Origin of the sequence: Zobellella taiwanensis (assembly GCF_003012795.1) — a bacterium.
In the GTDB taxonomy this organism is placed as follows: Bacteria; Pseudomonadota; Gammaproteobacteria; order Enterobacterales; family Aeromonadaceae; genus Oceanimonas; species Oceanimonas taiwanensis.
Window position 1 is genome coordinate 17501 of sequence record NZ_PXYH01000009.1, and the last position, 14172, is coordinate 31672.

General features: G+C 66.8%; 12 protein-coding genes. 1 reads left to right on the forward strand and 11 read right to left on the reverse strand.

Annotated features, from left to right (window positions below):
* Nucleotides 1-37: 37 nt before the first annotated feature.
* The 3 genes from rbsC to rbsD are packed head-to-tail and all read right to left on the reverse strand — an operon-like array spanning nt 38 to nt 2932.
* A complete protein-coding gene (gene rbsC, locus C7I36_RS08030; RefSeq protein ID WP_106453207.1) occupies nt 38-1006 on the reverse strand; it encodes a ribose ABC transporter permease in 969 nt (322 codons plus the stop codon).
* A complete protein-coding gene (gene rbsA / locus C7I36_RS08035; protein ID WP_106453208.1) occupies nt 1003-2505 on the reverse strand; it encodes a ribose ABC transporter ATP-binding protein RbsA in 1503 nt (500 codons plus the stop codon). Before rbsA ends, rbsC begins: the two co-directional genes overlap by 4 nt.
* A gap of 7 nt (nt 2506-2512) precedes the next feature.
* The gene (rbsD, locus tag C7I36_RS08040) at nt 2513-2932 is read right to left on the reverse strand and encodes a D-ribose pyranase (protein WP_106453209.1); all 420 of its coding nucleotides are present in this window, start codon (nt 2930-2932) and stop codon (nt 2513-2515) included.
* A gap of 271 nt (nt 2933-3203) precedes the next feature.
* Between rbsD and miaE the strand changes: the two genes are divergently transcribed.
* Entirely contained in the window at nt 3204-3974 is a 771-nt protein-coding gene (gene miaE / locus C7I36_RS08045; protein WP_106453210.1) for a tRNA isopentenyl-2-thiomethyl-A-37 hydroxylase MiaE, read from the forward strand.
* Nucleotides 3975-4043: 69 nt separating this feature from the next.
* Here miaE and C7I36_RS08050 read toward each other — a convergent pair whose 3' ends face one another.
* From C7I36_RS08050 to C7I36_RS08085, 8 genes are all read right to left on the reverse strand, one after another.
* On the reverse strand, nt 4044-4652 hold the full coding sequence (locus tag C7I36_RS08050) for a TetR/AcrR family transcriptional regulator (RefSeq protein WP_106453211.1): 609 nt from the start codon (nt 4650-4652) through the stop codon (nt 4044-4046).
* Nucleotides 4652-6049, reverse strand: coding sequence for an efflux transporter outer membrane subunit (locus tag C7I36_RS08055; RefSeq protein ID WP_106453212.1), 1398 nt, complete (start codon nt 6047-6049; stop codon nt 4652-4654). The genes C7I36_RS08050 and C7I36_RS08055 overlap by 1 nt, the downstream gene beginning before the upstream one ends.
* Nucleotides 6042-9191, reverse strand: coding sequence for an efflux RND transporter permease subunit (locus C7I36_RS08060; protein ID WP_106453213.1), 3150 nt, complete (start codon nt 9189-9191; stop codon nt 6042-6044). The genes C7I36_RS08055 and C7I36_RS08060 overlap by 8 nt, the downstream gene beginning before the upstream one ends.
* 12 nt (nt 9192-9203) lie before the next feature.
* Nucleotides 9204-10364: an efflux RND transporter periplasmic adaptor subunit gene (locus C7I36_RS08065; RefSeq protein ID WP_106453214.1), complete on the reverse strand. Its 1161-nt coding sequence runs from the start codon at nt 10362-10364 to the stop codon at nt 9204-9206.
* Nucleotides 10365-10532: 168 nt separating this feature from the next.
* Nucleotides 10533-11330, reverse strand: coding sequence for a peptide ABC transporter ATP-binding protein (locus C7I36_RS08070; RefSeq protein ID WP_106453215.1), 798 nt, complete (start codon nt 11328-11330; stop codon nt 10533-10535).
* The gene (locus C7I36_RS08075; RefSeq protein ID WP_106453216.1) at nt 11327-12331 is read right to left on the reverse strand and encodes a peptide ABC transporter ATP-binding protein; all 1005 of its coding nucleotides are present in this window, start codon (nt 12329-12331) and stop codon (nt 11327-11329) included. The genes C7I36_RS08070 and C7I36_RS08075 overlap by 4 nt, the downstream gene beginning before the upstream one ends.
* Entirely contained in the window at nt 12331-13224 is an 894-nt protein-coding gene (gene sapC / locus C7I36_RS08080; RefSeq protein ID WP_106453217.1) for a putrescine export ABC transporter permease SapC, read from the reverse strand. The genes C7I36_RS08075 and sapC overlap by 1 nt, the downstream gene beginning before the upstream one ends.
* Nucleotides 13208-14170 carry an ABC transporter permease gene (locus C7I36_RS08085; RefSeq protein ID WP_106453218.1) on the reverse strand — a complete coding sequence of 321 codons (963 nt, stop codon included), beginning with the start codon at nt 14168-14170 and terminating at the stop codon, nt 13208-13210. Before C7I36_RS08085 ends, sapC begins: the two co-directional genes overlap by 17 nt.
* Nucleotides 14171-14172: the final 2 nt, after the last annotated feature.

Below are 14172 nucleotides of genomic sequence, written 5' to 3' on the forward strand. Positions count from 1 at the left end.
CGGTCGGCTACGTGGCTCCCTTGTCCTCCTTCGCAACTTACCTGTTCTTGTTGTCCACCAGCACCGCCAGCAGGATCACCGAGGCCTTGGCGATCATCTGGTAATAGGACGACACATCCAGCAGGTTGAGGGCGTTGTTGAGAAACCCGATAATCAGCGCCCCTATCAGGGTACCCATAATGGCGCCCTTGCCGCCGGCCAGGCTGGTGCCGCCGAGCACCACGGCGGCGATGGCGTCCAGCTCGTAGCTGGAGCCGGCGGTGGGCTGGGCCGACGACAGCCGGCTGGTAACGATGATGGCCGCCAGCGCCGACAGCATGCCGCAGAGGGCGTAAACGCCCATTTTTACCCGGGCCACGTTGATGCCCGAGAGCCGGGCCGCCGCCTCGTTGCCGCCCACCGCGTAAATATAGCGGCCAAAGCGGGTGTGGTTGAGCAGGTACCAGGCGCCGAGAAAGGTCAGGCCCATCAGCCACACCGGCACCGGAATGCCGAACACATAGCCGGTGCCGAACCAGGCGAACAGATCGGCGGCATCGGTAAAGCCGGTGGAGATGGGGCGGCCGTCGGTATAGACCATGGTCACCCCGCGCAGCAGGGTCATGGTGACCAGGGTGGCGATAAAGGCCTGCACCCGGCCCTTGGCGACGATAACGCCGCTGACCCCGCCGAGCAGAAAGCCCGCCAGCAGCACCGCCGGCAGGGTGAGGAAGATGGGCAGCTCCATCGCCACCATGGTGGCGGCAAAGGCGCCGCACAGGGCCAGCACCGAGCCCACGCTGAGGTCGATGCCGGCGGTGAGGATCACCAATGTCATGCCCACGGCGATAATGGCGTTGACCGAGGTCTGGCGCAAAATATTGAGCAGGTTGTCGAGGGTGAAGAAGTTGGGGCTCAGCACGGAAACCACCCCAATCAGCACCAGCAGGGCGATCAGCGATTTCTGCGCGATCAGCCATTCCTTGCTGAACCAGCGGCGGCCGGGGTCGAGAGTCGGGGTGTTCATGGGGTTACCTCTTGTTGCGCCTGGCCGACGGCGGCGGCCAGCAGTTGTTCCTGGGTGGCCTCGCGGGCCTTGAATTCACCGGTGATGCGCCCTTCGTGCATCACCAGGATGCGATCGCTGATGCCCAGCACTTCCGGCATGTCGGAAGACAACAGCAGTATGGCCATGCCTTCCTGCTTGAAGCGGTTGATCAACTGATAGATTTCCTTTTTGGCGCCCACATCCACGCCCCGGGTCGGCTCGTCCAGAATCAGCACCCGGGGGCGGGTCATCAGCCCCTTGGCGATGGCCACCTTCTGCTGGTTGCCGCCGGACAGGTTGCCGATCAGCTGCTCCCGGCCCGGGGTCTTGATGTTGAACAGCCGGATAAAATCGTCCACCGCGGTGCGCTCGGCGCCGTGGTCGAGCTGGGGGCCGTGGCTCAGCTCCGCCAGGGCCGACAGGCTCATGTTGACCTTGACCGACAGCCCCAGGATAAGGCCGTCGCCCTTGCGGTCTTCGGAAATATAGGCGATGCCCGCCGCCAGCCCCTGCTGGGGCGTTTTGGCGTGGTAGGGCCGGCCCGCCAGCCGTACCGAGCCGGCGGTGCGGGGCAGGGCGCCGTAGAGGATTTTGGCCAGTTCGGTGCGCCCGGCGCCCATCAGTCCGGAAAAACCGAGGATCTCGCCCTGGCGCAGGCTGAAGCCGACGTCCCGGACGCCGGGGCCGGCCAGCGCCTCCACCCGCAGCACTTCCTCGCCCGCGGGCACCGCCAGGCGCGGGTATTGCTCGTCCAGCCGCCGGCCCACCATCATTTCGATCAGGCGGTCCTCGTCGATGTCGGCCACCGCTTCCTCGCCAATCCAACGGCCGTCGCGCAGCACCGTCACCCGGTCGCAGATCTCGAAGATTTCCTTGAGCCGGTGGGAGATGTAAACGATGCCGCAGCCGGCCTGGCGCAGCTCTTCAATCACCCGGAACAGGGCCCGGGTTTCGGTATCGGTCAGGGCGTCGGTGGGTTCGTCCATGATGATCACATCGGCCTTGAACGACAGGGCCTTGGCGATTTCCACCATCTGCTGGGCGCCGATGCTCAAGTCGCCCACCCGGGTTTTGGGGGAATGGCGGATCTGCAGCCGGTCGAGCAGGGCCTGGGCGTCGGCGTAAAGCCGGCGCCAGTCGATGTTGCCGAAGGCGCCGACCGGCTCCCGGCCGAGGAAGATGTTTTCGGCGATGGTCAGCTCGGGCAGCAGGTTCAGCTCCTGGTGGATGATGCCGATGCCCGCCTGCTGGGATTCACGCGGCCCCTTGAAGCGGCAGGCCCGGCCCCGGTAGCGGATTTCGCCCGCGTCCAGCGGGTAGATGCCGGTCAGCACCTTCATCAGGGTGGACTTGCCGGCGCCGTTTTCGCCCATCAGCGCCATCACCTGGCCCGGATAGACCTTGAGCCCGGCCTGGTCCAGCGCCTTGACCCCGGGAAACGCCTTGTCGATGCCGGCAAGAGACAGTATGGGTTCCATGCTCACCTCAGAAAGGCACGCCGGCGCGCAGGATAAGATTGGCGTAGGGGGTGCATTCGCCGGTGCGCACCACTGCCCGGCTGCGGCCGTTTTGCCGTTTGAACTCGGCATGGGGCACGTAGCCGACCGGGATCTCCCGGCCCTGGGCCGCGCCCGCCCGGGCCAACTGCTCCAGCAGCCGCCGGTGCAGTTCGGGGCTGACCGTTTTGATTTCTTCCGCCAGCACCACGGCCTCCAGCTGCAACTCGCTGAGCAGGGCCGCCAGGGTGTCTTCCAGCCCGGGCAGGCCGGGGCGCACCGCCAGATCGATGCATTCGACCCCGGCGGGAACGGGCAGGCCGGCGTCGGCCAGGGTGATCTCGTCGGTATGGCCCAGGCTGGCCACCAGGGCGGACAAATGACGGTTGAGCAGGGTGGTTTTCTTCACGGCGGCACCTTGTCTGGCCGGGCCGGTTGGCCCGGGATTACCCGGTGATTGCGAGCGAAACGGTTACGCAATCGATTCGATGGCGTAATTCTAGGTAATATCTCCGACAATGTTAGGTGCGGATCCCGAAAATGCGAGCCGGATCAAAAACCGGAACCCGGGGTCAGCCCCGGGTCCGGCGATGGCGGCGTCCGCCGGGGGGCTGCCCCGGGCGGCATGAATTGGTAAACTGCGCGGCTCTACCCGGCCTTGCCGCCCACAGGAATCGATTGTGTATACCCATGTCCCGAACGCCGAGTTAAGCCAGTTGCTGGCCCCCATCCACGGTTTTTTGCACTGCGCCACCCCCGACGCCTGGCTCGGCGAGGCGCGCCGCCCGGAGCGGCTGGCGGTGCTGCTGGTGGATCACGCCAACTGCGAGATGAAGGCGGCGATGAGCGCCCACAGCCTGGTGCGCCGCTACTGCTTGCCCAAGGAAAAGCGCAAGCTGCTGCCCAACCTGGATTTTTACAAGTCGCTGGACGCCCTGCCGGAAAAGGGGGAGGTGCTGGGCAAGCAGGCCCTCACCGACGACAACCGCCGGGTGTTCGATGAATTGGCCAAGAACGAGTTGCTGGTGAAAATGGTGCGCCTGATCCAGGAGGAGCTGCATCATTTCGAGCAGGTGCTGGAGATCATGGCCGCCCGGGGCGTGGCCTACGACACCCTGTCCGCGTCCCGCTACGCCGCCGGCCTGCTGCGCCATGTGCGTACCCACGAGCCGGCGGCGGTGGTGGATCGCCTGATCATCGGTGCCTATATCGAGGCGCGCTCCTGCGAGCGTTTTGCCCGGCTGGCGCCTTTCCTGGACGAGGAGCTGAGCCGCTTTTATGTTTCCCTGCTGCGTTCGGAGGCGCGCCATTACCAGGATTACCTGGCCCTGGCGCGGGATTATGCCGGCGGCGACATTGCCGGGCGGGTGGCGTTTTTCGGGGAGCGTGAGGCGGAGCTTATCCAGTCGCCGGACCCGCTGTTCCGCTTTCACAGCGGCAGCCCGGCCTGAAGTAAGGGGGGAATGGCGGCTCACGACCGGCGGCGGCCGGGTTTTGCCAAGCGCCGTTCGACCGGCGCTTTAGTCCGGGGCATGGCCCTCGAGCAGCAGCGGCAGCAGCAGGGCCAGGCCGGCCTTGAGCTGCTCGGGGGCCAGTTCGGGCTCGCGGCTCAGGCGCAGCAGCACCCCTTCCCACAGGCACTGGATCAACAGGGTGACGCGGGTGGCCCGGGCCGGGTCCATGCCCAGCCCGCCTTCGGGCCGGGGCCGGCTTAGCCAGGCCACGAACTGCTGGCGCAATTGCCGGTCGGAACACTGCACCGCCGAGGCGACGGCGGTGTCGCGGGTGGCCTCGGCGGAAATTTCCAGGAACAGCGGTGCGCTCAGGGCGTCGCCGGCGGCACCGCCGTCGTCGAACAACTGCAGGAAAATGGCATACAGCCGTTCCTCGCCGCCCTGCAACTGGCCCAGGTCCTGGCGGGCCAGGTCCAGCTGCTGGGCGATGATGGCCAGGATGATGTCATGCTTGCCGCCAAAATAGCGGTAGATAAGGCCCGGGCTCATGCCGGCCTCCTGGGCCACCGAGGCCATGCTGGCGCCGTGGAAGCCGTCGCGGATAAAGCAGCGGCGGGCCGCATCCAGGATGCGGCCGCGCTGCTCTTCGGCGCGGTTGCGGTGGGCGGCGTTCATCAGCCCGCTTCCCGCCAGCCGCCTCCCAGCGCCTTGTACAGGTTGACCCTGTTGCTCTGCTCCGCCAGCTCGGCGCTGATCAGCGACTGCTCGGCCTGGTACAGGGTGCGCTGGGCATCCAGCAGCACCAGGTAGCTGTCCTGGCCCGCCCGGTAGCGGGCGAGGGACAGTTGCTCGGCGCGGCGGGCGGCGTCCACCAGGGCCTGCAGCGCGTCTTGCCGCTCCGCCAGGGTGCGGGTCAGGGCCAGGCCGTCGGCCACTTCCCGAAAGCCGCTCTGGATGGCTTTTTCGTAGTCCGCCAGGGCGATGTCCCGCTCCGCCTCGGCCAGGCCGAGGGCGGCGCGCAGGCTGCCGCCCTGGAAGATAGGCAGGTTGATCCGGGGCGCGAAGCGCCAGATGCCGCTGCCGCCCTCGAACAGGCCGTCCAGCTCGCCGCTGGCGGTGCCCACGCTGCCGGTCAGGCGGATGGACGGGAAAAACGCCGCCCGGGCCGCGCCTATGTTGGCGTTGGCGGCGAGCAGGGCGTATTCCGCCTGCTGCACGTCGGGCCGGCGCAGCAGCACGTCGGAGGGCAGGCCGGCGGGCAAGGGCGCCAGGCCGCTGACCTCGCCGCCGTCGCCCGCCGGCAGCAGCGCCGGATCGACGGGCGCGCCCACCAGCAGGGTGAGGGCGTTGAGATCCTGGGCCACCAGGCCCCGGTAGCGGGCCAGATCGGCCCGGGCGGTTTCCAGGGCGGTCTGGGCCTGGCTCAGATCCAGCCCCGACACCGCCCCCAGCTGGTGGCGGCGTTCGGTCAGCGCCAGCGCCTGTTGGCGGTTGTCGAGGGTTTCTTCGGCCAGCCGCTCGAGCCGGCGGTCGCCGGCCAGGGTGAGGTAGGCGTTAGCCACTTCCGCCACCAGGCTGAGCTGGGCGGCGCGGCGGGCCTCTTCCCGGGCCAGGTACTGGTTCAGCGCCGCCTCGCTCAGGTTGCGGACCCGGCCGAACAGGTCGAGTTCGAACTCGGCGATGCCGAGGTTGGCGCTGAACTGTTCGCTGACGCCGGCGTCCGGGGCCAGGCGGCCCCGTTCCAGGTCGCCGGCGGCCGCCACCGATGGCAGCCGGTCGGCGCGTTCAATGCGGTACTGGGCCCGCGCCTTGTCGACGTTGAGCAGGGCCACCCGCAGGTCGCGGTTGTTGGCCAGGGCCTGTCCGATCAACTGCTCCAGCTGCGGATCGGTGAAGAAGTCGAGCCAGCCGATATCGGCCGCGGTAGCCTGGGTATCGGCGCTGCTGGCCGGTATCGGCCAGTCGGCGGCCACGCCCGGACGGGCCTCGGGCAGCTCGGGCACCAGGGTGGAGCAGCCTGCCAGCAGCAGGCCGGTAACCAGCGCCAGGCTGGTGCGCACGGGGTTATTCATCGGTATTGTCTCCTGTCTGCACGGCGGTGTCGGCGGCCCGGCGGCGGCCGAACAGCCGCTGTACCACCACGAAGAATAGCGGAATAAAGAACACGCCCAGCAGGGTGCCGGCCAGCATGCCGCCAAGCACGCCGGTGCCGATGGCGTTCTGGGCGCCGGAGCCGGCGCCGGCGGCGATGGCCAAGGGCAGCACGCCCAGGCCGAAGGCCAGGGAGGTCATCAGGATCGGCCGCAGCCGGTCGCGCACCGCCGTCATGGTGGCCTCGATCAGGCTCATGCCGTGCTTTTCCAGGTTCTCCTTGGCGAACTCAACGATCAATATGGCGTTCTTGCTGGTCAGGCCCACTGTGGTGAGCATGGCCACCTGGAAGTACACGTCCCGCTCCATGCCGCGCAGGCCGGTGGCCAGCACGGTGCCGAGGATGCCGAGGGGAGCCACCAGCAGCACGGCGGTGGGCACCGTCCAGCTTTCATAGAGGGCGGCCAGGCACAGGAACACCACCAGCAGCGACAGGCTGTACAGCAGCGGGGTCTGGGAGCCCGCCTGGCGTTCCTGGTAGGACAGGCCGCTCCATTCCATGCCGATGCCGGCGGGCAGCTGGCCTACCAGCCGCTCCATCTCGGCCATGGCCTCGCCGGAGCTCACGCCCGGGGCCGCCTCGCCGTTGATTTCCATGGCGGGCACGCCGTTGTAGCGCTCCAGCCGCGGCGAGCCGTAGTCCCAGCGGGTACTGGCGAAGGCGGAGAAGGGCACCATGTCGCCGTCCTTGTTGCGCACCGACCATTGCTCGAAGTCTTCCGGCACCATGCGGAAGGGCGCGTCGGCCTGCAGGTAGACCCGCTTGACCCGGCCCCGGTCGATAAAGTCATCGATATAGCTGCCGCCCCAGGCGGTGGCCAGGGTGGCGTTGATGTCCGCCGCCGACAGGCCGAGGGCACCGGCCTTGGCGTGGTCGATGTCTATCCGGAACTGGGGGGTATCGTCCATGCCGTTGGGGCGGACGTTGACCAGCAGTTCGCTCTGCCCGGCCATGCCGAGCAACTGGTTGCGGGCGTCGACCAGGGCGTCGTGGCCCAGGCCGGCGTTGTCCTTGAGGAAGAACACGAAACCGCCCGAGGTGCCCAGCTCCGGCATGGCCGGGGGCGCAAAGGCGAACGCCATGGCGTCCTTGAACTGGCTGAGGGCGGCCATGGCCCGGCCGGCGACGGCATCGACGCTTTGCTCGGGGGACTCCCGCTCGGACCAGTCCTTGAGCTTGACGAAGGCCAGGCCCATGTTCTGGCCGGTACCGCCGAAGCTGAAGCCCTGTACGCTGAACACCGACTCCACCACCTCGGCCTCGTTCTGCAGGAAGTGGTCTTCCAGCTTCATGATCGACGCCATGGTGCGCTCCTGGGTGGCGCCCACCGGGGCCTGCACCTGGGCGAACAGAATGCCCTGGTCTTCCGGCGGCAGGAAGGCGCTGGGCAGGCGCAGGAACAGCACCACCATCACCGCCGACAGGGCCAGGAAGATCAGCATGAAGCGCTTGCTGCGGGTCAGGATGCCGTGCACGCCGCCCTGGTATTTGCCGCTGGCCCGCTCGAAGTTGCGGTTGAACCAGCCGAAAAAGCCCTTGGTGCCGTGGTGCTCGCCCTTTTTCAGCGGTTTGAGCATGGTGGCGCACAGGGCCGGGGTCAGCACGATGGCGACCAGCACCGACAGCGACATGGCCGAGACGATGGTGGCCGAGAACTGGCGGTAAATGACGCCGGTGGAGCCGCCGAGGAAGGCCATGGGTACGAACACCGCCGACAGCACCAGGCCGATGCCCACCAGGGCGCCGGTGATCTGATCCATCGACTTGCGGGTTGCCTCCAGCGGCGACAGCCCTTCCTCGGTCATGATCCGCTCCACGTTTTCCACCACCACGATGGCGTCGTCCACCAGCAGGCCGATGGCCAGCACCATGGCGAACATGGTCAGCATGTTGATGGAAAAACCGAGGGCGGCGAGCACGCCGAAGGTGCCGAGCAACACTACCGGCACCGCTATGGTGGGGATCAGGGTGGCGCGGAAGTTCTGCAGGAACAGGTACATGACCAGAAACACCAGCACCACGGCTTCCACCAGGGTTTTGACCACCCCTTCGATGGAGACCTTGACGAAGGGGGTGGTGTCGTAGGGCACCACAGACGTCATGCCGGCGGGGAAGAATTGCTCCAGCTGTTCCAGGGTCTGTACCACGCCGGCGGCGGTATCCAGGGCGTTGGCGCCGGTGGCGAGGGACACCGCCACGCCGGCGGCGGGCTGGCCGTTGTAGCGGCTGATGAAGTCGTAGTTTTCGGCGCCGATTTCCACCCGCGCCACGTCGTCCAGCCTGAGGGTGGCGCCGTCGGCCTGGGTACGCAGCACTATGTTGCGGAACTGCTCCGGGGTCTGCAGCCGGTCCTGGGCGTTGATGGTGGCGTTGAGCTGCTGGCCGGGCATGGCCGGCGTGCCGCCGAGCTGGCCCACGGCCACCTGGGCGTTTTGCGCCTGGATGGCGGCGATGACCTCATCCACCGACAGGGAGTAGGTTTCCAGCTTGTTCGGATCCAGCCAGATACGCATGGCGTATTCGGAGCCGAACACCTGCAGCGAGCCTACCCCGGGCACCCGGCTCAGGGGATCCACCAGGTTGGCGTTGATGTAGTCGGCGATGTCGTCCTTGCCCATGCTGCCGTCTTCCGACACAAAGCCGAGCACCATCAGGAAACCGCTGCTCGATTTACTGACTTCCACCCCCTGGCGCTGCACGTCCTGGGGCAGCAGGGGCATGGCCAGTTGCAGCTTGTTCTGCACCTGGACCTGGGCGATATCCGGATCGGTGCCGTTCTCGAAGGTCAGGGTGAGGCTGGCCCGGCCGCTGGCCTGGCTGGTGGCGGACATGTACAGCAGGCCGTCGAGCCCCTTCATGTTCTGCTCGATGATCTGGGTCACCGAGTCTTCCACCACCTTGGCGGAGGCGCCCGGATAGGTGGCGTTGATGGTCACCGCCGGCGGCGCTATGGTCGGGTACTGGGAGATGGGCAACTGGCTGATGGACAGCGCCCCCGCCAGCATGATGATGATGGCGATCACCCAGGCAAAGATGGGCCGATCGATAAAGAAACGTGCCATTCAAAATTCTCCTCAGGAGCGGCTGTCGTCGGTGGCGGCGTCGATGACGCGCACCTCGGCGCCGGGACGGACCTTTTGCAGGCCTTCGATGATCACCCGGTCGCCGGCTTCCAGCCCGCCTTCCAGCAGCCATTGGTCGCCCAGGGTACGGCTGACCTGCACCGCCCTTTGCTCGACCTGGTTGTCGGCGTTGACCACCAGGGCGCTGGTATTGCCCTTGGGATCCCGGGCGATGCCTTGTTGTGGCACCAGCAGGGCGTTGTCGCGCTGGCCCTGGCCGAGTTCGGCGCGCACATACATGCCCGGCAGCAGCAGTTGCTCGGGATTGGGCACTTCCACCCGCAGCAGATAGCTGCCGGTGCTCCGGTCGACGGTGGCCTCGCTGAACGCCAGCCGGCCCTGGTGGGGATAGGGCGTGCCGTCTTCCAGCAGCAGGGTCACCGGCACTTCGTCGGTGCTGCTGAGGGTGCCGGCGGCCAGCTCCCGGCGCAGTTTGAGCAGTTCGCTGCTGGACTGGGTCAGGTCCACATAAATGGGATCGAGCTGCTCTATGGTGGCCAGGGGCTCGGCCTGGTTGGCGGTGACCAGGGCGCCCTGGGTGAAGGCTGACTTGCCGATGCGGCCGGCGATAGGCGCCGTGATACGGGCATAGTCGACCCGGATCCGGGCGCTGGTGACCGCCGCCCTGGCGGCGGCGAGATCGGCTTCCGCCTGGCGCAGGGTAGCGATGGCGTTTTCGTTGTCCTGGCGGCTGACCGCGTCGATTTTGACCAGCTCGGCGGAACGGGCGGCATTGAGCCGGGCGGAGGTCAGGGTGGCTTCGGCCCGGGCCTGGGCGGCCTTGGCGGAAGCCAGGTCGGCCTGGTAGCTGGCGTCGTCCAGTTGGTAGAGGGGCTGGTCGGCCTTGACCTCACCGCCTTCGGTAAACAACCGCTGCTGCACTATGCCGTCCACCTGGGGGCGAACCTCGGCGGTGAGGTAGGCGGCGGTGCGCCCGGGCAACTCGCGGGTGAGGGTGACGCTCTGGGGTTGCAGCGTGGCCACCACCACTTCGGGCGGCGGGGCGTTCTGGGCGCTGCTCTGCGGATTGCTCTGGGTATCGCAGGCCATCAGGCCGAGGCCCGACAGCACCCCCACCAGGACCAGGCGGGGCGGAAAGGTTCGCAGTGACATAGTAAGTCTCGCTTGCATGCTTGATGTGGTTATTGGAATCGGAATGAACGCTCATTCATTTGCGCCCAAGAATGAACGATCATTCATTGTTTTTCAAGTGACAATTCATGACCGGTGCCGGCGGCACTCCGGGCGGGAGGGAAGGGAGGGGGGAGGAAAACGGGCGGCTCAGCCGCCCCGGTGCCAGCGGTATTCGTTGTTGTAGCTCTGCAGCAGGCGCAGGCCCTGCTCGCTCTGGGGATGCTCCAGCACCCTGTGGGTGGGGCCGGCTTCCACCACATGGCCTTCGTGCATCAGGATCACCTGGTCGCTGACATGGCGCACCACGCCAAGGTCGTTGGCCACGATCACGTAGGACAGCCCCAGGGTGCTCTGCAGGCTGAGCAGCAGGTTGATGATCTGGGAGCGCACCGAGATGTCGAGGTTGGAAATGGCCTCGTCGGCAACGATGATCCGGGGCGAAAGGATCAGGGCCCGGGCCAGGGCCACCCGCTGTTTCTGGCCGGTGGAGATCATGCCCGGATAGAAATGGTAGTGATCCGGCAGCAGGCCGACCATGCGCAGGGTGTCCAGGACCAGCGCCTCGCGCTGCTCGGCGTCCAGCTCGGTATTGAGGCTGAGCGGGGCTTCCAGGATCTGGCCGATGCGGCTGCGCGGATTGAGCGAGGTGTTGGGATCCTGGAAGATCATGCGCAGCAGCTGGCAGCGCTTTTTGTCGTCGCCGGGCGCTATCTTGTCGCCGTCGATGTAGACGCTGCCCTGGGTGGGCGGCATGACGCCCGCCAGCACCTTGGCCAGGGTACTCTTGCCCGACCCCGCCTCGCCCATCAGCGCCAGGGTCTGGCCCCGCTCCAGGGTGAACGACAGGGGATGGAAGGCGGTCTTGACGCTCTTGCGGAACAGACCGCTGTGATTGACGAACACCTTGCTGAGGTGGTCGACCTTGAGCAGCGGAGCCTGGCTCATCGGGGCTTCCCTTTCTTGGCCATGTTGAGGGGGAAATGGCAGTAGTAGCTGTGCCCCTTGACCTTGGCCAGGGGCGGCGCCACCACGCACTGTTTCTGGGCATTGGGGCAGCGCGGGCCCAGCCGGCAACCGATGGGCAGGCTCTGCAGGGGCGGTATGACCCCGGGCAGGGTGTTGAGCCGGGATTTATGGGGCAGGCTGCCGTCCAGATCCGGCATCATCTGCAGCAGGGCGGCGGTGTAGGGGTGGTGGGGCCGGGTCAGGATTTGCTCCCGGCTGCCCGACTCCACCGCCTGGCCGCAATACATCACGGTGATGTTGTGGGTCAACCGGGCGAAGGTGGTCATGTCGTTGCTGATCAGCAGTATGGTGGTGCCCGACAGCTTGTTGACCCGCTCCAGCAGGCGCAGGATCTGGGCCTGGTTGGTGGCCTCCATGGCGTTGGTGGGCTCGTCCGCCACCAGCAGCTTGGGCTGGTTGGCGATGGCCATGGCGATCATCACCTTCTGGCAGACCCCTTCCGACAGCTGGTAGGGATAGGCGTTCATCACCTGGCGGTGATCCCGGATGCCGACCCGGTGCAGCAGGCCGACGGCCTGGTTGCGCCGCCACTGCCAGCGCTGCCACCACTTGCCGTGAAAGCTGCGCGAGGGAATGGCCTCGATCAGCTGGGCGCCGATCCGCTCGGCGGGATCCAGGCAGCTGGAGGGCTCCTGGAACACCATCGCCATGTCGCGTCCCATGACCAGCCGCCGCTCCTTGGGGGACAGGCTTTGCAGGTCGATATTGTCGAGGTACATGCGATCGGCGGTCACCCGCCAGGTGTCCTTGGCGATGCCCACTATGGTTTGGGCCACCAGGCTCTTGCCCGAGCCGGACTCGCCCACCAGGCCGCGGATTTCGCCGTCGGCCAGGGTCAGGCTGAACTTGTCGACCGCCTTCACCATGCCCTGGGGGGTATCGATTTCGATGGTCAGGTTGCGGATATCGAGCAGCGGCATCAGTCCATTACCTCATTGATGGCCTGGCGCAGGCCCTCGCCGACCATGTTGATCACCAGTACCGACAGCAGTATCGCCAGGCCCGGCAGGGTGACGGTCCAGGGCGCCAGGTAGACCAGTTCGAGGGCGTCGGACAGCATGGCCCCCCACTCGGGCCGGGGCGGCTGGGCGCCGAGGCCGAGAAAGCCGACCGCGGTAATGTCGAGGATGGCCGCCGACAGCGCCCGGGTGGTCTGGCTGACCAGGGTATCGCTGAGGTTGGGCAGCACCCCGTAGCGCAGGATGCGCCACTGGTTGGCGCCGTCCAGGCGCAGGGCGACGATGTATTCCTTCTGCATCTCTTCCGACACCGCGTTGTAGGTGGCGCGGACGAACTGGGGGATCAGCGCCAGGGTGATGGCGAACAGGGTATGCAGCAGCCCGGGGCCCAGGATGGCGACGAAAATAATGGCCAGCAGCAGCGAGGGGATGGACAGCAGGGTGTCGAGCAGGTGGTTGAGGATGCTCGCCTTCATGCCCCGGCTCATGCCGCCGAGGATGCCGATGCTGCCGCCCACCAGCAGCGCCACCAGCACGATCAGCACGGCGTTGCCCACGGTCAGGCGGGCGCCGCTGATCAGCCGGGACAGCAGATCCCGGCCCAGGTCGTCGGTGCCGAGGAAAAAGTCGATGTTGCCCTCGGCGGCCCAGGACGGCGGCAGCAGCAGCGCCTCACCGAACTGTTCATAGGGAGCGTAGGGCGCCAGCCAGGGGCCGAACAGGGTGAACAGGGTCAAAAACCCCAGCCCCCAGAGGCCGATCATCGCCAGGGTATTTTTGCGAAACAGCAACCAGGCCTGCTCGAGGGGGGAGCGGACCTTGAGTTCGGGATAGATGTTAGCCCTGGTTGGCATAGAGCGCCCTCCGCCGGCTGGGGTAAACGAGGGTGGAAAGAATGTCCATGCCGACTCCGGCCACTATGGTGAAGGTGGCGATGGCCAGGGTGCCGCCCTTGATGGCGGCATAGTCCTGCAGCGCTATGCTGGTGACCAGCCAGCGGCCGAGGCCCGGCCAGTCGAACACGATTTCGGTCATCATCGCCGAGGTCAGCACTGTACCCAGTTGCAGCCCCAGGGTGGGGATGGTCATGGGAAAGGCGTTGCGCAGGCCGTGGCGCAGTATCACATGGGTTTCGCTGAAACCCTTGGTCAGCGCCGCACGGATGTAGTTTTGCCGGAGCACCTCGAGCAGGGCGCTGCGGATTTGGCGGATCACCTCTGTGGTCGGCACTATGGCCAGCACCAGGGCAGGCAGGATCAGGTGCTGCAGTGCGTCGAGGAAGGCCGGCAGGCGATGGGGGGTGTCGGCGAGCAGCGAGTCTATGATCATGATGCCGGTCACCGGGGTGATGTCGTAGAGCAGGCTCAGCTGGCCCGATACCGGCAGCCAGCCCAGGTGCAGGGAAAACAGCATCACCAGCAGCAGGCCCAGCCAGAACACCGGCACCGAATAGCCCACCAGGGTGCCGGTGAGGATCAGGGTATCCTGCCAGCGGCCCTGGCGCAGGGCGGCCAGGGTGCCCACCGGCACCCCCACCAGCAGGGAAATGACAAAGGCCGCCAGGCACAGCTCCAGGGTGGCGGGAAAATACTGGCCGAGCGCCCCCAGCACCGGCATGCCGGTGGCGCTGGAAATCCCGAAATCCCCCGCCAGCAGCTGCTGCAAAAAGGCCAGGTAGCCGGGCCAGAACTCCCCGCCGTCGGTGCCGAGCAGCCGGTATTCCAGGCCATAGGCGAGCAGTGTCAGCAGCAGCAGGGTACTGAGCAGCAGGTTGAGCCGGCGCAGCAGGTAATGAAACATGG